Source organism: Streptomyces sp. NPDC050504 (assembly GCF_044458065.1).
Lineage (GTDB): Bacteria > Actinomycetota > Actinomycetes > Streptomycetales > Streptomycetaceae > Streptomyces.
In genome coordinates this window covers 847,156-868,126 of sequence record NZ_JBITHO010000001.1, presented here as the reverse complement: position 1 = coordinate 868,126, position 20,971 = coordinate 847,156, and the positions used below count along the sequence as shown (strand labels likewise).

Below are 20,971 nucleotides of genomic sequence, written 5' to 3'. Positions count from 1 at the left end.
TTCGACTCAGACAGCTGTCAGCGCGCCGGGACACTCTCCGGCGTCGTCGTCTCCACGATCATGGCAGCGCGCTTCATGCGGCGGACGGTAGCAGAGCGACACTCAGGGGCGCGCGGCAATTACCGCGCGCCCCCTGAGGGCGGCACAGGTGCGCTCGTACACCGTCGCGCGCCCCCGGAATGCACACCGTCGTGCGCCCCCTGGGACGCGCGGCGCCGTCCGTGCCCGCACCGGCCCGCGCCCGTGTCAGCCCGCGGTCTCGTTCGCGGCCGCCTCGATCAGATCGGTGACCGCGACCGGCTGCGAGGCCAGTGAGGCGTGCCCCGCGTCCAGCTCGACGGTCTTGCGGGGGTCCATCCGCTGCGCCATGCGGCGCTCGTTGTCGGGGTGGATCATGCGGTCCTGGGCGGACACCTGGTACCAGGAGGGCTTGGCCCGCCAGGCGGGAGCGGTCACGGTGTCGCCGAAGGTCGAACCCAGCGGAGCCTTCTGCGTGACCGCCATGACCAGCGCCTCGTCCGCGTCCAGGTCCTGCGCGAAGCTCTCGTGGAACTTGTCCTGCGCGATCCACAGATAGCCGTCGGAGTCGGGGGCGATGTTCGCGAACGCGGCGGGCGGCATCTCCTGGCTGAGCTGCCCCGGGCTCTCCCCCGCGTCGGGCGCGAAGGCCGCGACGTAGACGAGGCCGACGACGTTGGGCAGGTCGCCCGCCTCGGTGATGACGGCGCCGCCGTAGGAGTGCCCGACGAGGAGCACGGGCCCGTCGACCTGCTTGACCATCTTCCGGGTCCGCTCGGCGTCGTCGGCCAGTGAGGTGAGCGGGTTCTCCACCGCACGCAGTGAGGTGAAACCCCTTCTGTGCAGTTCGACGACGACCTTCGACCAGTGGGCGGCTCCGCCCCAGAAGCCGTGGACGAGAACAACAGTGGGTTTGTCTGACATGGCTGTGCACCGTTCGCCGGTTGTGTCGTCGGCCCCCGGGAAAACGGTAGGCCCAGGGGTACCGGGCCGCCATCGCTGGAGGCCGCGACCGTCGAACGCGTCTTCGACAGTCACGGCCCGGCGGCGCCCCGACCTCCCCCCGGGGCGCGCCCCGCCGCCCCGCTCACAGCCAACGCTGCACGCAGCGGAAGCCGAGGTGGCAGGCCGTGGTGTCCTCGGCCCTGACCCGCCTCGCCGCCGGGCGGCATCCGTGGCAGCTCGCCTCGTCGCACAGGTGCGAGCCGCCCTTGACGATGCGCCCCGCAAGACCGTCCGGGCCCTCGGGCGCACTCTCCGAGGTCCACTCCCAGACGTTGCCCACCATGTCGTACAGGCCGTAACCGTTGGGGTCGTACGAGCCGACCGGACTGGTGCCCGACGGCGCGTCCCGCCGCCACGGGAACGCACCGTGCCAGGTGTTGGCCATGCGCCTGCCGTACGGGGTGAAGTCGTCGCCCCACGGGTAGACGGCGGACTCCAGGCCGCCGCGCGCCGCGTACTCCCACTCCGCCTCGGTCGGCAGGTCCTTGTCCGCCCAGCGCGCGTACGCGGTAGCGTCCTCGTACGCGACGTGCGTGACAGGGTGGTCGGCGAGGTTCTCCAGGGTGGACGAAGGCCCTTGCGGATGCTTCCAGCTGGCGCCCGGAACGTGCTCCCACAGACCTGAGGGCTCCGCGGACGGTCCGGACGGCGCAGCGGGCGGCACCACGGGCAGCCCCGCGGGTGACACCGCCGACAGGCCGGGGAGCGCCGTCCCCTCCGGCACCCGGAAGAGCAGTGAGCCGGGGTGCGCCGACGCCGTGCCGCCGGGTCGCGGAGCCGGGTCCAGGGGGCGCTCGGCGACGGTGACGTATCCCGTCGCTCGTACGAAGGCGGCGTATTCGGCCACCGTCACCGGGCGGATGTCCATGTAAAACCCGCCCACGGTCACCGCCCGAACGGGGCGCTCCTCCGGACGGAAGTCCTCACTGCCCATCCGAAACGTTCCGCCGGCGAGCCGGACCATGCCCATCGGCACCGCCTGCACTCCGTCGGTTTCCTGCTCTGATCCCAGCCCCTCAGTCATGGGCACACGCTAGCCCCCAAACGGGCATTGCAGTCATATCGCCCGAATTGCGGGCGTGTTATCGGGGCGGCGACACCAGCAGCGCCAATCGAGCGCCATAATGCCGTCACTTTGAGCCATTATGACACACAATAGCGCCACAGCGGATTGCGTTAGCGCCAGCATAGTGTCACTCTGGCGCCAATACCGCACATCACCTCTCCAGGAGGAGATCCATGCCGCACGAGCCGTCGGCTCAGCCGGTCGCCATGCCCACCGAACGCCGCGCGGGCTGCCCCTTCGACCCCGCGCACGAACTGGCCACGATCCAGGAACGGCAGCCCCTCGCCCGCCTCTCCTTCCCCGACGGGCACACCGGCTGGCTGGCCACCGGCCACTCCGCGGTCCGCGCGCTGCTCGCCGACCCGCGCATCAGCGTCCGGTACGAACTGCTGCACTACCCCTATCCCGACGGACCCGAGTTCCCGCTCCCACCGGCTCCGGTCGGCGACATGCTCGGCCTGGACGCACCTCAGCACACCAGGTTCAGGCGCAAGCTCATGGGGAAGTTCACGGTGCGCCGGATGCGCCAACTGTCCGAACGGGTGGCCGAGATCACCGAGGAACACCTGGACGCCCTGGAACGCTCGGGCCCCGGCACGGACCTGGTGGAGGCGTACGCCCGGCCCATCCCGGCACTGATGATCTGCGAACTGCTCGGCGTCCCGTACGCCGACCGCGACGCCTTCCAGGGCAACGTCACGACGATGTTCACCTCTGACGCGCCGATGGAGGCGCGGACGGCCGCCATGCAGGGGATCGACGAGTTCATCAGGGGGCTGGTCCGCGAAAAGCGCTCCGCGCCCGCCGACGACCTGCTCAGCGACCTCACCCAGGACCCCGATCTCAGCGAGGACGAACTCACCGGGCTGGGCGGACTGTTGCTCGCGGCCGGGCTCGACACCACCGCCAACATGATCGCCCACGGCGCCTTCGCCCTGCTGTCCCATCCGAAGCAGGCCGAACTGCTTCGCACCGAGCCCGACCTGGCGGACCGGGCCGTCGAGGAGCTGATGCGCTACCTGACCGTCGCCGGCACGACCATACGCTCGGCCCTGGCGGACATCGAGATCGACGGACAGGTGATCCGCGCGGGCGAGACGGTCGTGCTCTCCCTCGACGCGGCCAACCGCGACCCCGCGAAGTTCGCGGACCCCGACTCCCTCGACCTGCGTCGCGAAACGGCCGGCCAGCTGGGCTTCGGGCACGGCGCCCACCAGTGCCTGGGACAGCAACTTGCGCGGGTGGAACTGAAGATCGCCATGCCCGCGCTGTTCACCAGGTTCCCCACGCTGCGGCTGGCCGTCGCCCCCGAAGCGGTGCGGCTGCGCACGAACATGAACATCTACGGCGTGGTGAACCTGCCGGTCGCCTGGGACGAGGAGTAACACCCGTGGAACTCTCCACCGATCCCGACCGCTGCGTGGGCGCCGGACTGTGCGCGCTGCGGGTGCCCGAGGTGTTCGACCAGTCCCCCGACGACGGCCTGGTCATGCTGCTGACCGAGCACCCTCCGCAGCGCTACCACAGCGCTGTCCGCACAGCTGCGGGCACCTGCCCGGCGGCAGCCATCGCCGTAACCGAGGGCGACGCCTGACCGGCGCCGACCCGTTCGGCCTGGCCACCACCGATCCGTTCGGACAGGTCGGGGCCGATCCCTCCGTCCGACAGGTCGGGGCCGATCCCTCCGTCGGACCTGCGGCGCTTCACATCGGCAGGTCCAGCAGCCTCAGTTGTCCCTGCGGCCACCGGGCGCCGTCGTGGAGCGGACGCAGCATCGTGTGCAGCGGCATCACCACCGTGCGGTTCTCGGGCTGCGGGACGAGCACGTCACCCGCCGCCGCGTCGACCGGGCGCCATCCGAGGCGTTCGTACAGTGCGACGAGCGGCGGGCGGCAGAACAGGAGCGCGTACTCGGGGCCCATCGTGCGGGCGTGCTCCAGGGCCACCGCGACGACCCGCCGCGCCAGCCCCCGGCCCCGTACGTCGGGGGCGACGGCGACACCGCCGATCCCTATCACCTCGGTCGCGACGCCGCCCACCTCGACCGGCAGGCGCAGCAGGCCGGTGTGGGCCACGAGCCGGTCGCCCCACCGGATGCCGAAGTGCTCCTTCTTGGGCTGCCAGGTGAGTCCGACGTCAGCGACGCCGAAGGGATCGGTGACGCCGCCGAAGATCTCGTCGTGCTCGTCCTGCGCGTAGACGGCCAGACGCGTCTCCACGAAATCGGGCTCCGGGGACACCAGGTGTTCCCCTGAAGCGCCCCGTGCCGTCTGCTCGGTGTGTTCGGTCATCCCTCCATCATCAACTGGCGCCGAAGCGCAGCGCGACGGTGTCCCCCACTCCGACGGTCCGGCCCCGGTCCGCCGCCGTGAACGTCGAACCGTCCACGCTCGCCAACCAGCTCGACCCCCCGCTGTTGGACGTGGAATTGAGGGAGGTGACCACGCCCGTACCGGACGCCGGGGCGACCGATGTCACACAGCCCGCGGGCGCCGCCGCGGTGGTCGCGGCGCTCAGCACGTCGCCGAGCGTCGTCGTCGGGCCCGTCGGGGTGAGGGTCACCGCGCAGACCTTCGGAATGCCCGTGCCGTCGTCGACGGTCAGCGCCAGCTTGGTCGCCGTACCCGCGGTGAAGGCGCTCTGGCCGACCCACTTCGGCGCACCCGGCGTCACCGGGGCGGGCGGGGCGGCGGTGAAGCCGCCGCCCGCGACGGCGCGCAGGCCGTCGATGGAGGCGTACGCGGACGGCACGGTGTCCGACGGCAGGTACTTGAACCCGCCGCCCGGGTTGAACTGCTGTGCGATCAGGAAGTCCACCGGGGTCTTGCCGGGCGGCGTCAGGAAGTCACCGGTCTGCGGGTTAATGCCGCAGGCGTTGAGGCCCGAGACCGCCCAGCCGTTGGAGTCGGTGTTCACGCCGAACATCGCGTTGAACGCGCCCGTCGAGGGGACGAGCTTGCTCTTGAGGAACGCCTTGGCCTGGAGGACGTCCGGGTCCGTCTTCGGCACTCCGGACACGCAGAGCGCGGCCATGGAAGCGCCGGTCATGTCGATGTCGCTCGCGGCGCCGAGCTGGCCCGGGTCGCCCTCGGCCTTGCCGTAGTTCCAGCCGCCGTCGTTGTGCTGGTTGGCCCGGATGCGGGCGACGATCCGGTCGAGCAGGGCCTGCGGGACGCGCTGCGCGCCGGTCTGCGTCCTGGCCCCGGCGAGCGCGAGGGCCGCGAAGACGGTGCCGTTGTAGTTGGCGGACGAGCCGAAGTAGCCGGGCTCGGCGTTCTGCCAGTGGCCGTAGACGTCGGCGATGAGGTTGCGCGACGCCGAGACGCGCGCCGGGTCGATGCCCGCCGCGTACGCGTTGAGCGCCCCGCGCTCGTAGTCGGTGACGACGGGGCTCGCGGAGGGCCAGCCCGGCGTGGCGAGCAGGTTGCGGTACACGGTGCGGGCGTTCTTGGACGCGTCGCCGCCGGGCGCGACGTCGACGGCCGCGGTCCCGGCCGCCGCGAAGGCGCTGAAAGCCCACTCGTTGGAGAGTCCGGAGCCGGCGTACGAACCGTCGGCGGCCTGGAGGGACTTGAGGTAGGCGACGCCGTTCGTTTTGGAGGTGGCGATCTGTGCGGGGGTGGCGGTGGCGGACGCCGGGACCGTCGAGAGGACGAGGGCGCCGAGCGCGAGGGGGACGGTCAGCGCGGCGTACGCGGCCGGGCCGCCGCGTCTGGAGGTACGGGCGCGGAACCGGGAAGACCCAGCTGTGGCGGCACGGGTACGGAACGTGGAGACGCGGGACGTACGGGTCATGGTCTGCTCCTGGGCACGGGAACGCCGACCGTCCCGCTCCCGCGAAGAACACCCGCGCCGAACGCACGGCACCGCCCCGCGGCAGAGCGGTGTGGCCGCCGTCCAATCGCGTGGATTCGGCTTCCGGCAACTGCCTTCACCGCTTGGGCATTCGGGCTCGGCACGGCCCCCGCCGTCCCACACCGCTGCGCGTCAGCCCCGGATTCCCACCGGGTTCCCCCACTCGGCAGCCCTGGACGCTACCCCAGCGCCGTACGGTGCGCCAGCGCCCCCGAAAGACGCGCCGTACGGTCGGTGACGGCGGGTCCGTACGGTGCCCCGGTCGCCTTGACGGCCTCTTGGTACGCGTGTTCCAATCCGGCTGATACACGCTCAGTTCCAGGGGAAGCCGGTCGAATTCCGGCGCTGACCCGCAACCGTAGGCCCGGCGACGCCGGGCGAGCCGGACTGCCCGGGGCCGAGTCGATTCTCAGCACGAGACGCCGTCGCGGACTACGGCGTGGTCTGACCCCGCCCCCCCCCGGCATGCCCAGGCATGTGTCCGGCAGGGCCCGTCGCCACGCGTTTTCCCGCCCGGCGCGGACAGCCGACACGAGGGGTCGCGGTGGGGACCGGAACACGAACAGGCCGGTGGGCAGGGACTGGTGGGCTTCTCCCGCCGATCACGGCAGCACTGCTCGTGCTCGCGGCGAGCGTGGTGTTCGTCACGGGCCCCGGTACGGCTCCCGCGGCGGCGGAACCGGTGAAGAAGTGCACGGCCACCAAGGGCGCGGTCGTCGCGGTCGACTTCGGTCCGTGGGGCGGCAAGGTCGTACGGGGCTGTGACACCACCCCGACCAGCGGCTACGAACTGCTGCACACCGCGGGGTTCAGCACGGCCGGCACGCAGCACGACGGCCCCGGGTTCATCTGCCGCATCGGGCACAAGGACTTCAAGGCCGGGAAGCAGTACCCCACTCCTGACCGGGAGAAGTGCCGCCTCACGCCGCAGGCCACGGCCTACTGGTCGTACTGGATCGCCCCGCCCGGCCAGGACCACTGGTCGTACAGCCAGCTCGGCGCCATGGACCGCAGGCCGAAGGCGGGCGACGTCGAGGCGTGGGTCTACGGCGGCACCGACGTCGGCGGCACCAAGGGCCGTCCCGCCTTCTCCCCCGACGACGTGCGCCCCGAAGGCCACACCGCGCCGCCCGACCCCGAAGTGCCCGACGTCCCGCACGCCGACGTGGACGTCGCGGCGGCCTCGCGCTGGATCGCCGCCTCCCTCAAGGACGGCGAACGCGTCGTGGGGCAGGACGAGGAGGGCGCGGAGAAGAACGACCACTTCCGCACCACTGAGGCCGCCTTCGGGCTCGCCGCCGCGTACGGGCAGCGCCCCGCCCTCGACAAGACGCTCACCAGGGTGGTCGATTTCCTCGCCAGGCCCGCCGAGAGCACCGCGTACGCCTATCCGCACGGCACGGACAAGGCGCCCGACGGGGCGGCTGTAGCCCGCCTCGCGCTGGTCGCCGAGGTCACCGGGCGCGACCCGCGCGCCTTCGGCGGGTACGACCTGCTCGGTGAACTGGTCTCGCACCGCTGTGCGTCCGGCCCCGGGCCGGACGGATCCAACCCCGGCTGTACGGCCAAGGGCGACTTCCGGGGCGCGGGCTACGCCGAAGGGCAGGCGCTCGGCGTGCTCGCGCTGCTGCGCGGCGGGGTGCGGCCCCCGGCCGACACCGTGGCGCGCCTGGCGGGACTCCAGTGCCCGGACGGCGGTTTCACGAGCATTCTCGTGGGGCCCGGCGAGCACTGCGGCAGCGAAGCCGCGTCGACCGGCCTGATCGCGCTCGTCCTGCGCAAGGCGGGCGGCCACGACGCGGCTCTCGCCAAAGCCCGCACCTGGCTGCGCAAGGCACAGCTGCCGACCGGCGGCTTCCCCGGCTACGAAGGGGCGACGGTCGGCGCCGTGCAGTCCACCGCGTTCGCCGCACAGGCGCTGCGGACCCTCGGGGACGGCAGGCGCGCGGACGCCGGGATCTCCTGGACGTCCGGGCAGCAGCAGTTGAACGGATCGTTCGCGTACGAGGAGGGCGGCACGGAGCCGCTGCTGTTCGCCACGGCGCCCGCCGCGCTCGCGGGCGCGGGCAAGGACCTGGTGACGCTGTCCACCAAGAGGACCGGCCCCACGGCCCCGGGGCCCGACCTCGCCAAGGGCGTGACGTTCCTCACCGGCAAGAACCGGCTCAAGCTGGGGCGCTACTACGAGTCGGGCCCCGGCAGCGGCTTCGCCGACTACGGCCTCACCATCGACACGGCCTACGCCCTGGCGGCCACGGACCGAAACAGGGCCACCCTCCGCGACATTGTGGACTTCCTCGACAAGGGCGGCAGGGACGGCACGGGACGCTCCATTCACAACTGGACGGGCGTGGGAGACGCCAAGCACCTGTCGAGCGGCTCCCTGGGCAAGACGGCGCTGCTCGCGCAGGTCGTCGGCCGCGACCCGCGCGCCTTCGGCGGGAAGGACCTCATCGAGGGACTCTCCTCGGCGGTGTGCGCGGCCCCGAGCTCCGGCAAGGACCGGAGCTGCGCCGCCAAGGGCGCGTACCGCAACGTCCTGTCGGTCTTCTCCCAGTCGCTGGGCATCATGGCGCAGTACCGCGCGGGCGAGGGCGAGGCGGCGCGGGAGCCCGTCGCCTACCTGGAGGGCCTGCAGCATCCGTCCGGCGCGTGGCCGAGCCTGATCCCCACCACCGGGGACTCCGAGGTGGACTCCACCGCCATGGCCGCGATGGCGCTCGACCTCGTTCCCGGCGAGCGGTCACGGGCGGCGGTCGACAGGGCGCTCGCCTGGATCGCGGGCCGCCAGCTCGCCGACGGCGGCTTCCCCGGGGCCTCGGGCAACTCCGTCAACTCCGCCGCGCTCGCGATCCAGGGGCTGTCCCTGGACGCGGAGAAGTACGCGGACCGGATCGCCAAGGCGCGCGCGTTCCTCGTGACGCAGCAGAACGCCGACGGCGGGTTCAACATCGCCGTGGACGGACAGCGCGGCTCCGACGTGCGCGCGTCGGCCCAGGCGGTCAGCGGGGCGACCGGGACCTCGTTCGGACGGCTCACCGGCAGCCTGGCCGGCACCAAGGAGCATCCGCTGCCCGGTTCCACGCCCCCGGGCAAGACCCCCTCGATCGTCACGCCGGGCGAGGACGGTTCGGGCGGGGACGGTTCGGGCCCCGGATCCGGCACCGGAATCGTCACCACGGGCAACAGCGGTCCCGGCACGGGCGGGCAGCTCGCGTCCACCGGTACCCAGGCCGGACGGCTCGCGCCGACGGCCGCCGCGCTGCTGGCGTGCGGCGCGCTTCTGACGGTGGTGGCGCGCAAACGCCGTACCCCGGCCGAAAGGGGCAGGCGGTGACGCGGATCCTCACGCGTGTGCCGGTCGCCTTCGCGCTGGTGGCCGCCGTCGCCGTGCCCGCCGCTGCCGCACCGCAGCCCATGGGGCGCTGCACGACCGGTTCGGGCGCGGTGCTCGCGGTCGACTTCAGCAAGTGGGGCGGCCCGGTCTACCGCTCCTGCGGCACCACCCCGACCACCGGCTACGAACTGTTGAACCAGGGCGGCTGGCAGACCTCCGGCACGGGCCACGACGGTCCCGCGTTCATCTGCCGCATCGGGTACAGCGGCTTCCGGGGCGGCAAGCAGTTCCCGCCGCCCTCGCAGGAGAACTGCGTGCTCACTCCGCCCGCGTCCGCCTACTGGTCGTACTGGCACGCCGATCCCGGCTCCGACACCTGGCAGTACAGCCAGCTCGGCGCGATGCTCTACAAGCCGAAGCCCGGCAGCGTCGACCTGTGGATCTTCGGCGGTACGAACATCGAGGGCACCGAGGGGCGTCCCACCGTCACCCCCGACCAGCTGCGCGCCCACAACGTCCGGCCCGTCGGCGGCGGCCCTGCCGTACCGGAGGAGACCCGGACCGCGGACCCGGTGCCGCCAGGCACGGACACGGGCCCCGCACCGGTCGCACCGCCGCGCCCGGTCGCAACGGACAGGCCGCCGACCGAGAGCCCTGCCGCGAAGCAGTCCGCGACGCCCTACCCTTCCGCGTCCCCGACACCGTCGCCGTCCACGGCGCCCTCCTCCACGGCCCGGGGCCCCGTCGCCGCCGCGTCGCCGCGCCCCAAGGTCGTCGACGCGGTCCCGGCCGCCGACGCCGAGCACGACACGGGCTCGTTCGTGCCCGCCGCCGTGACCGCCGCGCTGGTCGCCCTCATCGCGGCGGCAGCGCTCTACGCGGCGAGACGCCGACGCCGTACGGAGTAGTGACGTGTCGCGCACCGAATCGACAGCGGTGCGGCCGCCGGTGTCCGGGGACCTCCCGGACACCGGCGGCCGCCGTCTGCCCCGCACCCTGCACCCCGTCGCCTGGTGGCTCTGGGCGCTGGCGCTCGCGACCGCCGTGAGCCGCACCAACAACCCGCTGCTGCTGTTCCTGGTGCTGGCCGTCCTCGGCCACGTCATCAGCATGCGCCGCACCGAGGCGCCGTGGGCACGCGGCTTCAAGTACTACCTGTACCTGGCGCTCACCGTGGTGGCGCTGCGCGTCGTCTTCCGGGCGGTGTTCGCCACCGGCATCACGCCGCGCGACCACTTCCTCTTCTCGCTGCCCCGGATCCCGACGCCCGACTGGTACGCGGGCATCGAACTGGGCGGCCCCGTCTCCCTGGAGGCGCTGCTGTCGGCGGCGACGGACGGGCTGCGCCTGGCGTGCATGCTGTGCTGCATCGGCGCGGCCAACACCCTCGCCAACCCCAAGCGGGCGCTGCGGGTGCTGCCCGGCGCACTGTACGAACTGGGCGTCGCCGTCACGGTCTCGCTCAGCGTCGCGCCCCAACTCGTGCAGAGCGTCCAGCGCGTGCACCGCGCCCGCAGGCTGCGGGCCGGACGCACCAAGGGGGTCCGGGCGCTGCGCGGCATCGCGGTGCCCGTGCTGGAGGACGCCCTGGAGCGCTCGCTGCGGCTGGCGGCCGCCATGGACTCGCGCGGCTACGGAAGGGCCGGGTCCGCGACGAAGCGCTCGCGCAGGCTGACGGGCGCGCTGATGCTGCTCGGCATGTGCGGGCTGTGCACGGGGGCGTACGGGCTCCTCGACGCGACCGCGCCGAAGCTGATCGGGCTGCCCGCGCTGGCGTTCGGCGGGGTGTTGTGCGTTGCGGGGCTGCGGCTCGGCGGGCGACGCGTGACCCGTACGACCTACCGGCCCGACCCGTGGCGGTTCGAGGAGTGGGCGGTCGCGGGGTGCGGGGTGCTCTCCGCCGTGCTGCTCTTCGCCGGCGTCGGCTTCGACGCCGCCGAACTCAATCCGTCCATCTATCCGCTCAGTTGGCCGACGCTGCCGATGGTCCCGGCCGCCGCGGTGCTGCTCGCGGGCGCCGCGGGCTTCCTGGCGCCACCGCCGCGTCCCGCAGGGGGAATCCGTTGATCACCTTCGACCAGGTCTCCGTCCACTACGACGACGCTGCCGGGCCCGCGCTGCGTGACGTCGACCTGACCGTGGAGGAGGGCGAGCTGTGCCTCGTCGTCGGCCACACCGGGGTCGGCAAGTCCACCCTCCTCGGCACGGTCAACGGTCTCGTGCCGCACTTCACCGGCGGCACGCTGCACGGCTCGGTGACGGTGGACGGCCGCGACACCGCCCACCACCCGCCCCGCGAACTCGCCGACGTGGTGGGCTTCGTGGGCCAGGATCCGCTGGACGGCTTCGTGACCGACACGGTCGAGGAGGAACTGGCGTACGCGATGGAGCAGCTGGCCGTCCCGCCCTCGACCATGCGCAAGCGCGTCGAGGAGACGCTGGACCTGCTGGGCCTCGCCGATCTGCGCCACCGCGCGTTGTACGAACTGTCCGGCGGCCAGCAGCAGCGCGTCGCGATCGGTTCCGTGCTCACCGCGCACCCCCGGGTGCTGGTGCTCGACGAGCCGACGTCCGCGCTCGACCCGACCGCGGCCGACGAGGTGCTGGCCGCCGTCACGCGGCTCGTCCACGACCTGGGCGTGACCGTGCTGCTGGCCGAACACCGTCTTGAACGGGTCGTGCAGTACGCGGACCGCGTGCTGCACCTGCCGGGTGACGGGCGCGTGGCGGCGGGGCCGCCCACGGAGGTGTTCCGGACCTCGTCCGTCGCGCCGCCCGTCGTGGAACTGGGGCGCCGCGCGGGCTGGGATCCGCTGCCGCTCTCCGTACGGGACGCGCGGCGCGCGGCCGCCCCGCTGCGGGCACGACTCGTGGACAGGCCGGTCCCGCCGGTACGGCCCCCTGCGGGCGGGAAACGGGCGAGGGTGCTCGACGCGCGCGGGGTGACGGTCGCGTACCGGGACGTGGCCGCCGTCCGCGAGGTCGACCTGGAGCTGCGGTCCGGTGAGGTGACCGCGCTGATGGGGCGCAACGGGTCGGGCAAGTCGTCGCTGCTGTGGGCGTTGCAGGGGTCGGGTCCGCGCAGGGCGGGCACGGTGCGGGTGACGCCGCTCGGCGGGGGCGCAGCGGCGGACCCCAAGGAGCTGCCCGCGGCGGGGGCGCGGCGGCTGGTGGGGCTCGTCCCGCAGACGCCGACGGACCTGTTGTACCTGGAGTCGGTGAAGCAGGAACTGGCCCAGGCCGACGCGGAGTCGACGGCCGGGACGGTACCGGCCGCGAGCGAGGGCGGCGCGCCCCGCGCACGGGACGTCCTGGACCGTCTCGCCCCCGGCATCGACGACGCGACCCATCCGCGCGACCTTTCCGAGGGTCAGAAGCTCGCGCTGGTGCTGGCCATCCAACTGTCCGCCGCGCCCGGGGTGCTGCTGCTCGACGAGCCGACCCGGGGGCTGGACTACCGGGCCAAGTCCCGGCTGGTCGAGATCGTGGACGCGCTCGCGGCGGAGGGCAGGGCCGTGGTGGTCTCCACGCACGACGTGGAGTTCGCGGCGCGCGCGGCCGACCGGGTGGTGGTGATGGCCGAGGGCGACGTGGTGGCGGACGGGCCGACCGACGAGGTCATCGTCGCTTCCCCGGTCTTCGCGCCCCAGGCGGCGAAGGTCCTGGCGCCGCTCCCCTATCTCACGCCCGGCCAGGTGGACGCGGCGCTGCGGGCCGAAGGCGGGGGCGGCACGGACGCCGGAGGGGGCGGCACGGACCCCGAAAAGGACACTACGGACGCCGGAGGGGACAGTACGGACGCCGGAGGGGAGCGCTCGTGAGGGAGCCCGCCCAGAAGTCCCCCGGTGCCGTCTCCGCGATCCGTGTCACCCCACGTGCCTCCCTGGTCATCGCGATGGCCGCGTTCCTCGGCGTCGTGGCGTTCTTCTGGCCGTTCGTCGTCGCCCCGGGCAAGCTGGGGGCCTCCTACGCCCCGCCGTTGATCTTCGGTGTGCTGCTGGCGCTCGTCCTGTGCGTGGTGATCTCCGAGATCGCCGAGGGCGGCATCAGCTCCAAGGCCCTGGCGATGCTGGGTGTGTTGTCCGCGGTCAACGCCGCACTGCGGCCGCTCGGGGCGGGCACCGCGGGAATCGAGACGGTCTTCTTCGTACTCGTCCTGGCGGGGCGGGTGTTCGGCCCCGGCTTCGGCTTCACCCTGGGCTGTACGTCGCTGTTCGCGTCGGCACTGATCACGGGCGGGGTCGGACCCTGGATGCCGTACCAGATGTTCGGCTGTGCGTTCGTGGGGATGCTGGCCGGGCTGCTGCCGAGGGCGAGCGGGCGCGTCGAGGTGCTGATGCTCGCCGTCTACGGCTCGCTGTCCGGCTATCTCTTCGGGTTCCTCCTCAATCTCTCCTTCTGGCCGTTCTCGCTCGACCCGAACAGCTCGATCGCCTATCTGCCGGGGCTGCCGTTCACCGAACAGTGGCACCGCTACGTCGCGTTCGACGTGGCGACGTCGCTCGGCTGGGACACGGGCAGGGCGGTGACCAACTTCGTGTGCATCACGCTGGCGGGCCCCGCCGTCCTCACGGTGTTCCGCCGCGCGGCCCGCAAGGCCCGCTTCCAGGCGCCGGTCCGGTTCAGCAAGGAGTGAACGTCCCCTTCGGGGAGCATCGGGCAGTGCGGCGCAACCCGGCGGGCCACCACTGGTGGCTGTTCGGGCAGTTCGTGTGTACGGATGGGCAGTGATGGGCGGCCTCCGAACCCACAGCCGATGGCCGGCGATCCGGCGGGCGGCGGGTGCGCCGAAGCACCCTTTGTGCGCAGGTCGAACGCACCGCACGGCAAGGGCCACGCACTCCACGGAGAGTGCATGGCCCTTGCATGTTCAACCACCCATACCTGACTGTCGTTCACAGACCAGACGGAAGTGGTGTATCGGCCATTCATACGGCTGATCCTGGCTGAAGTCGTGGTCTAGACCATACTGTCGAGTAGTGGTTACTGTCACCCCCCGGAAGGCACGACCGGCCTTCCCGAACCGACCGTTCCACCCACACCCCCAACCCCGCTTCCGCAGCTCAGCGCTGGGCAACGCCGCCCAGTGCCGGGCCGCGCAGCTCCGCCATGCCCACCGATAGGAACTGCCTGTGATCGACCTCGTGGTGGTACTCAGGGCCGAAGACGCCGTCCTCGACTTCCTCTCCGTGCTCGCCTCGCCGACTTCCCCGGGATCCGAACGGCCCACCGAGACCCACGTCCTGCTCTGCGACACCGGCGAGCGGCTGGTCCTGCCGCCCGGCGCGGACCCTGCGGAGCGCCTGGGCCTGCTCGCCCGGCACGTCCGGCCGGCCGACGACAGTGCCGCGTCCCCCGGTGTCACCCGCCTCACCGACTGGCTGGGCGACGCGGTGCGCGACCGCACGGCCCGCATCTGGACCCACTCGCCCGCCGACAACCGGCGCAGCCGGGGCCGTACGGGGCTGGACGCGGCCGAGGCCGCCGACGCCCTCGGGCTGCCGGTGCTGCACGCCGTCGGCTACTCCCCCTTCCTCCAGTTCATCAGCGATCGCGACCACCCCCTCGACCGGACGTCCGTCGCCGCCAAACTGAACTTCACCAACCAGTCCTGCGCCCATCTGCTGGACAGCGAGTCCCCCGACCACATGCTCTACACCGGCCGGGTGCCCGCGACCGAACGCTTCTTCGCCTCGGGGGCCGATGAGCGGCTGCGGCTCTACGCCCTGCTCGCCAGCCTCGACGACGAGGCGGCCGCAGTGCCCGACCCGTGGGAGTTCGCCTCCTCCCCGTACGAGAGCGAGCGGCTGGACACCACCACCGCCTGGATCGCCCACTGGTGCGAGCCCGACGCGGGGCCGCTCGTGGAGGTCGGCGCCTGCGAGGGCGCGCTCACCGGCCGCCTCGCCGACAAGGGCTTCCGCGTCGAGGCGACCGAGCCCAACCCGGCCTTCCGGCGCAGGCTCGTCGAGCGCGTCGCGCACGAACGGCTGACCGTCCACAACGACGACCTGGAGGCTCTGGCCGTCCCGGCGCGACAGCTGGCGGGCTCCGCGTACCTCCTGATCGAAATGCTGTACTACGGCCAGGACCTGGCGCTCCTCGACTCGCTCCCCACCGACCTGGTCTTCGTCGCCCTGGAACCTGAGGCCCTCGACACCCGGCTGCGGCCCTGGCTGGCCGAGACCCAGCGGTGGCGGCAGGCCGACGAGACGGTCCTGGTCGAGCCCGCCCTCGAAACCGTCTGCGGCGGACGCGCCTACCTGCGCAAACGCGGCAGCACCGGCATCCTCCTGCGCCGCGTCCCGGGCATCATCGGCTCCGTCGACGCCCCGGCGGCCCCCGCTTCCGACTCCGCCCAGCACTGACACCGCGAGGTCATCCGTCCGTGAGCACTGCCGCGACATCCATAGCCCCACTGGTCAACGCCTGCCTCCTGCCCGCCTACGAAGGCCGCACCCCGCCCGACTGGGTGCACCGCGCCCTCGACGCCGGACTCGCGGGCGTCGGGATCTTCGGCACCAACCTGGCGCCGGGATCGATCCGCGCCGACATCGTGGAACCACTGCGCGCCACTCGCCCCGACGCGCTCATCGCGCTGGACGAGGAGGGCGGCGACGTCACACGCCTCGACTACCACCGGGGCAGCGTCTACCCCGGCAACCACGCGCTGGGCACCGTCGACGACCCCGAGCTGACCCGCAAGGTGGCCGGCGCGATCGGCGCCGACCTGGTCGCCACCGGCATCAACCTCTGCTTCGGGCCCTGCGCCGACGTCAACTCCCAGCCGGACAACCCCATCATCGGCGTGCGTTCCTTCGGCGCCGACCCCGTCCTCGTCGCCCGGCACACCCGGGCCTTCGTCGAGGGCCTCCAGGAACACGGCGTCGCCGCCGCGCTCAAGCACTTCCCCGGCCACGGCGACACCGGCACCGACTCGCACGACGCGCTGCCCGACATCGACCGCTCCCTGGACGCCCTGCGCGCCCTGGACCTGCCCCCGTTCGCCGCGGGCGCCGCGGCCGGCGCCAAGGCCGTGATGACCGGCCACATCCGGCTGCCGCACCTCGCCGAACTGCCCGCGACCCTCAGCCACCGGGTCGTCACGGGGCTGCTGCGCGAAGAACTCGGCTTCGACGGGGTCGTCATCAGCGACGCCCTGGAGATGGCGCCGATCCTCGACCGCTGGGGCTTCGGCGGGGCCGCCGTGCTCGCCTGGGCCGCGGGGGTCGACCTGGTCCTGCTCGGCGCGAGCGGCGGCGAGCACGTCCTGCCCGAGGTGTACGACGCGGTCGCGCGCGCCGTCGACAAGGGCGAACTGTCCCTGGAGCGGCTGGAGGAGGCCGCCGAGCGGGTCGCGGCGCTGCGCGCCTGGTCCGCGCCCGGCGGCGCGGGCGTCGGGGTCGGCCTCCTCGCCGCGCGCCGCGCCCTGGCCGTCACGGGCCCGCTGCCCGCCCCCGTCGAAGGGCCCGTGCACACCGTACGGCTCGCGGGCGAGGCCAACATGGCGGTGGGGATCGCCCCCTGGGGCCTCGCCAGGCCGCTCGAACGCCTCGGTGCCCTCGCGTCCGCGACCGACGTGGAGCCCGGCACGGACCCGTCGGCGATCCCCGTCCCGGAGAGCGGCCCGCTGGCCGTCGTGGTCCGCGACGCGGCCCGCGACCCGTGGCAGCGCGCCACCCTGCGCGCGCTGCGTGAACGCCGCCCCGACCTGGTGACCGTGGAGATGGGCCTCGACACGGCCGGATCCACGGGGGACGGACCCGCAGGGGACGGCATCGTGCTGCGCACCAGGGGCGCCGGACTCGCCAACGCGGTCGCCGCCGCCGAACGCCTCACCGGACGGACCTGGTCGGGGCCGCTGCGCGAGTGACGCGACGGCCGGGTGCGGATTCCCGTTCGCGGGCCGGAGGGGGGCCGGCCGCACCCGCGCGGCGAGGGCCGCGAGCCGTACCAGACCCCGCGCCCTTCACCGGGCGCAGAACCCCACGGAGCACCACGTGAACCACGTGTACGACACCTGTGTCGGTCTCGGCTACCACTGTGAATCCACGTACCAGATCCGCCGGTTCACCGGCATCGAGCGGGCCGCCTTCTTCGACTGGCTCGACCTCGAACTCCCCTCCGTCGTCACCGCGCTCACCACCGGCTTCCAGGGCGTCCTGCGCCCCGGCCTGAGCGTGCCCGACAGCGACGGGGCCTGCGTCCACGACAAGGGCTCGGGAATCCGCTTCTTCCACGACTTCCACGCACCCGAGGGGCAGCCGCTCACCACCGCGCTGATCGACGAACAGCTCCCCGCGGTACGCGCCAAATTCGCCTACCTCGCGGACCGCTGGCGGACGACGGCCTCCTCCACCGCGCGGGTCCTCTACGTCCACCACGACGCCTTCGACGAGGCGTCGGCGGCCGATGTCCGGCGACTGCACGCCACCCTCGCCGCACAGCACGCCGAGCACCGCTTCGGGCTGCTCTGGCTGCGCCGCACACCGCCGTCCGACGCCCACGGCCTGCCGCCCGGCGTCTCCTGGGACACCGTGCCGCTCGTCGAGGGCCGCTGGGAGGGCGACGACGCCTCCTGGGACCGCGTGCTGACCCGCTTCCCGCTCGCGGCCCACGCCCACACACCGAACTGACCGAGGACTCCACATGGCTCCATTGGCTCCCTTCGACCGTACGGTCGTCCTGTCCCCGCACTTCGACGACGCCGCGCTCTCCCTGGCCGGCCTGCTGCCGGAACTGCCGGGCCCCGTCACCGTCGTGACCGTCTTCGGCGGCGCGCCCGACGCCGACGCGCCCGTCTCCTGGTGGGACCGCACCTGCGGGTTCTCAACGGCCGCCGAGGCGTACCGCACCCGGCTCGCCGAGGACGCCGCGGCCTGCGCCCTGATGGGCGCCGAGCAGATCGTGCTCGACCATCCCGACGGCCCCTACGCCGCGCCCGGCGCCGAACTCCACGCACTGGACGACTTCCTGAAGAACCTCGGTCCCGGCGCCCTGGTGCTCGCACCGCTCGGCAGCAACCAGCCGGACCACGAGGCGGTGCGCCACCGCGCCGTGTCCGTACTGGGCGCGATCGGCGCCCCGCTGCCCCGGGTGTACGCCGATCTGCCGTACACCGGGCACGTCCCCGGCTGGGGCGAGCCGGGCGCGGTGGACACGCTGGCCGTCAACTCCTACTGCGGCCTGGCCTATCAGGCGCTGTCGCGCGCGTACGACACCACCGTCAAGCACGAACTGCGGCTGTCCGACGAACAGTGGGCCGCCAAACGCGCCGCCGTACTGTGCCACGGTTCACAGCACGCCGCGATCGCCACGGACCACGGCGCGTTCCTCTCCCGTACGGGACCGCTCAGCGCCGAACTCATCTGGTCGCTGGCGCCCCTCGGCTCCGCGTCCCCGATCGAACCCGGCGAGGCCACACCGTGCGACTGACCGAAGACACTTCCGGGCCCGAAGAGCACGGCGGGCCCGACGCCGCCGACAGGCCCGTCGTCCTGGACGCGCGCGGCCTGGTCAAGGAGTACCGCAGGGGCCGCGCCGTGGACGGCGTGAGCCTCACCGTCCACGCGGGCGAGCGCCTCGGGCTGCTCGGCCCGAACGGCGCGGGCAAGACCACCACCCTCCTGATGTGCCTCGGCGCGGTCGAACCGGACGGCGGGGAGGTCGAGATCCTGGGCCGCACCCTTCCTGCACGACGGGCCGACGCCATGCAGGGCATCGGGTTCGTCGCGGGCTACCTGCCGCTGCCCGACCGCGTGCGGGTCCGCGAGTACCTGCGCCTGTACGCCGACCTGTACGGACTGCGCGAACCGGCTGCCGCCGTGGAGGCCGCGCTCGCCCGGTTCGGCATCGAGCACCTCGCGCACGCCATAGGCACCGAACTCTCCAGCGGGCAGCGCACCCTGGTGGGCATCGCCAAGGCGGCCCTGCACCAGCCCCGGCTGATGATCCTCGACGAGCCCACCGCGTCCCTGGACCCGGACATCGCGCTGCGGGTGCGCACGGCCCTGCTGAAGCTCTCCGCCGAACAGGGCACCGCGCTCCTGGTCACCAGCCACGACATGGTGGAGGTCGAACGGCTCTGCGAACGGGTCGTCTTCCTGCACGGCGGCCGCATCGCCGCCGACGGCACGCCCGAGGACGTGGCGCGCCGGTTCGGCCGCCAGGACCTGGAGGGCGTGTTCCTGCACCTCGCCGAGGAGCGCGACCGCGAGCGCGAGAAGGCGGTGGGCCGATGACGACGACCGCGCCCCTGCCGGGGCCCGCCCTGCGCACGCCCGCCTCCGCGTCCGCGCACCGGGTGCTGGCGGTCGCCCGTCGGCACTGGCTGGTGCTCAAGCGCAGCCCGCACCGCTTCTTCGACGTCCTGGTGTGGCCGCTCGTGGACACCCTGCTGTACGGCTCCATCGGGCTGTTCGCCGCACAGGCCGCGGAGAAGGCGGGCGGCAACCCGAGCACCACCGCCGCGGTGACGGTGTACCTGCTGAGCGGCACCGTCCTGTGGCACCTCGTCCACCAGACGCAGATCTCCCTGGCGACCGGCTTTCTGGAGGAGACCTGGTCCCGCAACGTCCTCGGGCTCCTCGCCACCCCCATGCGGGACTGGGAGTACCTGGCCGGGGTGGGACTGTTCGCCCTGGTCCGCACGGCGGCCAGTACGACGGCCGTCGCGACGCTCGCCTTCGCCGCGTACGCCTTCGACGTCACCGAACTGGGCATCGGGCTGATCCCCGTCGCCGCGCTGCTGCTGGCCTGCGGCTGGTCGGTCGCGCTGCTGGTGGTCGGTCTGGTGCTGCGGTACGGCAGTGGCGCCGAGGCACTGGTGTGGGGCGCGCTGTCGGTGGTGATGCCGCTGTCCGGCGTCTTCTACCCGGTGTCCACGCTGCCCGCCGCGCTGCGGCCGATCGCCGAAGTGCTGCCGACCACGCACGTGTTCGCCGCGGGCCGGGAACTCGCGGCGGGCAAGGACATGCCGTGGCGGGAGCTGCTGCTCGCGGCGGGCGGCACGTGCGTACTGATCCTGTTCAGCCTGTACGCGCTGAGCCGGATGCTGCGCACGTTCCGCAGGAGGGGGCTGGTCACCCGCTATTCCTGATCCCCCGGTTCTCGACCCCGGCTCCCTGAAGAGACGGCGTGCCATGATCGGCGGATGCTGAGCATCGGATCTGTCGTTCTGGGTGTGTCGGACGTGTCGCGCGCGACGGCGTTCTGGACCGCCGCGCTGGGATACGTACCGCGTGAGGAGCCGTCGGACGACTGGGTGGTGCTGGTCCCCGGGGAGAAGGCGGGCCCCGGGGTCCAGCTGGCCCTCGGGTTGAGCGAGTCGCCCATGCAGGAGAGGCCGAGGGTCCACCTGGACCTGTACGTGGACGACGCGGCGGAGCAGGCCGCGGAGATCGACCGGCTGGTGTCGCTGGGCGCGCACCGCGTCGACTGGGACCTGTACCCGCAGGACCCGGACTTCGTGGTGCTCGCCGACCCTGACGGCAACCGCTTCTGCGTGATCGACGCGACGCACGGGTCGGATTCCGTGTGAACCGACGCGCCGCACAGGTCTGTATCCGTGTGATCGGGGGCGCCGCACAGGTCCGTGTCCGCGTGACCGGGGGCGCCGGACAGTTCCGTGCGGGCCCGGTCGGGGACTGCTGAGGGCCAACGGCCCCTATCGCGGGCGTCCCCCGCCGTCC

18 protein-coding genes and 2 riboswitches are annotated in these 20,971 nt (G+C 72.9%); of the genes, 14 read left to right on the top strand and 4 right to left on the bottom strand.

All coding sequences use genetic code 11. The features are described 5' to 3' along the window. Positions 1–246: 246 nt before the first annotated feature. Positions 247–942: an alpha/beta hydrolase gene (locus tag ACIBNE_RS03575; RefSeq protein WP_399269055.1), complete on the bottom strand. Its 696-nt coding sequence runs from the start codon at positions 940–942 to the stop codon at positions 247–249. Between the two features lie 163 nt (positions 943–1,105). After that, positions 1,106–2,047, bottom strand: a complete 942-nt coding sequence (locus ACIBNE_RS03570) for a formylglycine-generating enzyme family protein (protein WP_399269053.1) — start codon at positions 2,045–2,047, stop codon at positions 1,106–1,108. A 215-nt stretch (positions 2,048–2,262) separates the two neighbouring features. Here ACIBNE_RS03570 and ACIBNE_RS03565 point away from each other — a divergent pair, with 215 nt between their 5' ends. Together ACIBNE_RS03565 and ACIBNE_RS03560 are read left to right on the top strand one after the other, a co-directional pair. Next, positions 2,263–3,474: a cytochrome P450 gene (locus tag ACIBNE_RS03565; protein WP_399269051.1), complete on the top strand. Its 1,212-nt coding sequence runs from the start codon at positions 2,263–2,265 to the stop codon at positions 3,472–3,474. 5 nt (positions 3,475–3,479) lie between these two features. Next, on the top strand, positions 3,480–3,683 hold the full coding sequence (locus ACIBNE_RS03560; RefSeq protein WP_399269049.1) for a ferredoxin: 204 nt from the start codon (positions 3,480–3,482) through the stop codon (positions 3,681–3,683). Positions 3,684–3,792: 109 nt separating this feature from the next. On the opposite strand, the gene ACIBNE_RS03555 is transcribed toward ACIBNE_RS03560, so the two are convergent. Both ACIBNE_RS03555 and ACIBNE_RS03550 read right to left on the bottom strand, forming a co-directional pair. Further along, positions 3,793–4,380, bottom strand: a complete 588-nt coding sequence (locus tag ACIBNE_RS03555; protein ID WP_399269047.1) for a GNAT family N-acetyltransferase — start codon at positions 4,378–4,380, stop codon at positions 3,793–3,795. 10 nt (positions 4,381–4,390) lie between these two features. After that, the gene (locus ACIBNE_RS03550) at positions 4,391–5,884 is read right to left on the bottom strand and encodes a hypothetical protein (protein ID WP_399269045.1); all 1,494 of its coding nucleotides are present in this window, start codon (positions 5,882–5,884) and stop codon (positions 4,391–4,393) included. Positions 5,885–6,029: 145 nt separating this feature from the next. Next, positions 6,030–6,104, bottom strand: a riboswitch (cobalamin riboswitch). A 116-nt stretch (positions 6,105–6,220) separates the two neighbouring features. Further along, positions 6,221–6,356, top strand: a riboswitch (cobalamin riboswitch). Positions 6,357–6,488: 132 nt separating this feature from the next. On the opposite strand from ACIBNE_RS03550, the gene ACIBNE_RS03545 reads away from it, so the two are divergent. From ACIBNE_RS03545 to ACIBNE_RS03490, 12 genes are all read left to right on the top strand, one after another. After that, complete coding sequence (locus ACIBNE_RS03545) at positions 6,489–9,281, top strand: prenyltransferase/squalene oxidase repeat-containing protein (RefSeq protein WP_399269043.1); 2,793 nt, start codon at positions 6,489–6,491, stop codon at positions 9,279–9,281. Then, the gene (locus ACIBNE_RS03540; RefSeq protein WP_399269041.1) at positions 9,278–10,189 is read left to right on the top strand and encodes a hypothetical protein; all 912 of its coding nucleotides are present in this window, start codon (positions 9,278–9,280) and stop codon (positions 10,187–10,189) included. The genes ACIBNE_RS03545 and ACIBNE_RS03540 overlap by 4 nt, the downstream gene beginning before the upstream one ends. A 4-nt stretch (positions 10,190–10,193) precedes the next feature. After that, complete coding sequence (locus ACIBNE_RS03535; protein ID WP_399269039.1) at positions 10,194–11,348, top strand: energy-coupling factor transporter transmembrane component T; 1,155 nt, start codon at positions 10,194–10,196, stop codon at positions 11,346–11,348. After that, positions 11,345–13,102 (top strand): ABC transporter ATP-binding protein, encoded by a 1,758-nt coding sequence (locus ACIBNE_RS03530; RefSeq protein WP_399269037.1) that lies wholly within the window; start codon positions 11,345–11,347, stop codon positions 13,100–13,102. The genes ACIBNE_RS03535 and ACIBNE_RS03530 overlap by 4 nt, the downstream gene beginning before the upstream one ends. 74 nt (positions 13,103–13,176) lie before the next feature. Continuing rightward, positions 13,177–13,917 (top strand): ECF transporter S component, encoded by a 741-nt coding sequence (locus ACIBNE_RS03525; RefSeq protein ID WP_399270047.1) that lies wholly within the window; start codon positions 13,177–13,179, stop codon positions 13,915–13,917. A 496-nt stretch (positions 13,918–14,413) separates the two neighbouring features. Beyond that, positions 14,414–15,649 carry a hypothetical protein gene (locus tag ACIBNE_RS03520; protein WP_399269035.1) on the top strand — a complete coding sequence of 412 codons (1,236 nt, stop codon included), beginning with the start codon at positions 14,414–14,416 and terminating at the stop codon, positions 15,647–15,649. Positions 15,650–15,669: 20 nt separating this feature from the next. Next, the gene (locus tag ACIBNE_RS03515) at positions 15,670–17,154 is read left to right on the top strand and encodes a glycoside hydrolase family 3 protein (protein WP_399269033.1); all 1,485 of its coding nucleotides are present in this window, start codon (positions 15,670–15,672) and stop codon (positions 17,152–17,154) included. Positions 17,155–17,281: 127 nt separating this feature from the next. Further along, positions 17,282–17,917 (top strand): papain-like cysteine peptidase, encoded by a 636-nt coding sequence (locus ACIBNE_RS03510; RefSeq protein WP_399269031.1) that lies wholly within the window; start codon positions 17,282–17,284, stop codon positions 17,915–17,917. Positions 17,918–17,930: 13 nt separating this feature from the next. Beyond that, the gene (locus ACIBNE_RS03505; protein ID WP_399269029.1) at positions 17,931–18,716 is read left to right on the top strand and encodes a PIG-L deacetylase family protein; all 786 of its coding nucleotides are present in this window, start codon (positions 17,931–17,933) and stop codon (positions 18,714–18,716) included. Continuing rightward, on the top strand, positions 18,707–19,522 hold the full coding sequence (locus ACIBNE_RS03500) for an ABC transporter ATP-binding protein (protein ID WP_399269028.1): 816 nt from the start codon (positions 18,707–18,709) through the stop codon (positions 19,520–19,522). Before ACIBNE_RS03505 ends, ACIBNE_RS03500 begins: the two co-directional genes overlap by 10 nt. Further along, entirely contained in the window at positions 19,519–20,379 is an 861-nt protein-coding gene (locus tag ACIBNE_RS03495; RefSeq protein WP_399269026.1) for an ABC transporter permease, read from the top strand. Before ACIBNE_RS03500 ends, ACIBNE_RS03495 begins: the two co-directional genes overlap by 4 nt. Before the next feature lie 54 nt (positions 20,380–20,433). Further along, positions 20,434–20,820: a VOC family protein gene (locus ACIBNE_RS03490; RefSeq protein WP_399269024.1), complete on the top strand. Its 387-nt coding sequence runs from the start codon at positions 20,434–20,436 to the stop codon at positions 20,818–20,820. Positions 20,821–20,971: the final 151 nt, after the last annotated feature.

Bases quoted from the DNA above. Each gene is read 5' to 3' on its own strand.
- ACIBNE_RS03575 (WP_399269055.1), bottom strand. From the start codon at position 942: ATGTCAGACAAACCCACTGTTGTTCTCGTCCACGGCTTCTGGGGCGGA.
- ACIBNE_RS03570 (WP_399269053.1), bottom strand. From the start codon at position 2,047: ATGACTGAGGGGCTGGGATCAGAGCAGGAAACCGACGGAGTGCAGGCG.
- ACIBNE_RS03565 (WP_399269051.1), top strand. From the start codon at position 2,263: ATGCCGCACGAGCCGTCGGCTCAGCCGGTCGCCATGCCCACCGAACGC.
- ACIBNE_RS03555 (WP_399269047.1), bottom strand. From the start codon at position 4,380: ATGACCGAACACACCGAGCAGACGGCACGGGGCGCTTCAGGGGAACAC.
- ACIBNE_RS03550 (WP_399269045.1), bottom strand. From the start codon at position 5,884: ATGACCCGTACGTCCCGCGTCTCCACGTTCCGTACCCGTGCCGCCACA.
- ACIBNE_RS03525 (WP_399270047.1), top strand. From the start codon at position 13,177: ATGGCCGCGTTCCTCGGCGTCGTGGCGTTCTTCTGGCCGTTCGTCGTC.
- ACIBNE_RS03505 (WP_399269029.1), top strand. From the start codon at position 17,931: ATGGCTCCATTGGCTCCCTTCGACCGTACGGTCGTCCTGTCCCCGCAC.
- ACIBNE_RS03495 (WP_399269026.1), top strand. From the start codon at position 19,519: ATGACGACGACCGCGCCCCTGCCGGGGCCCGCCCTGCGCACGCCCGCC.
- ACIBNE_RS03490 (WP_399269024.1), top strand. From the start codon at position 20,434: ATGCTGAGCATCGGATCTGTCGTTCTGGGTGTGTCGGACGTGTCGCGC.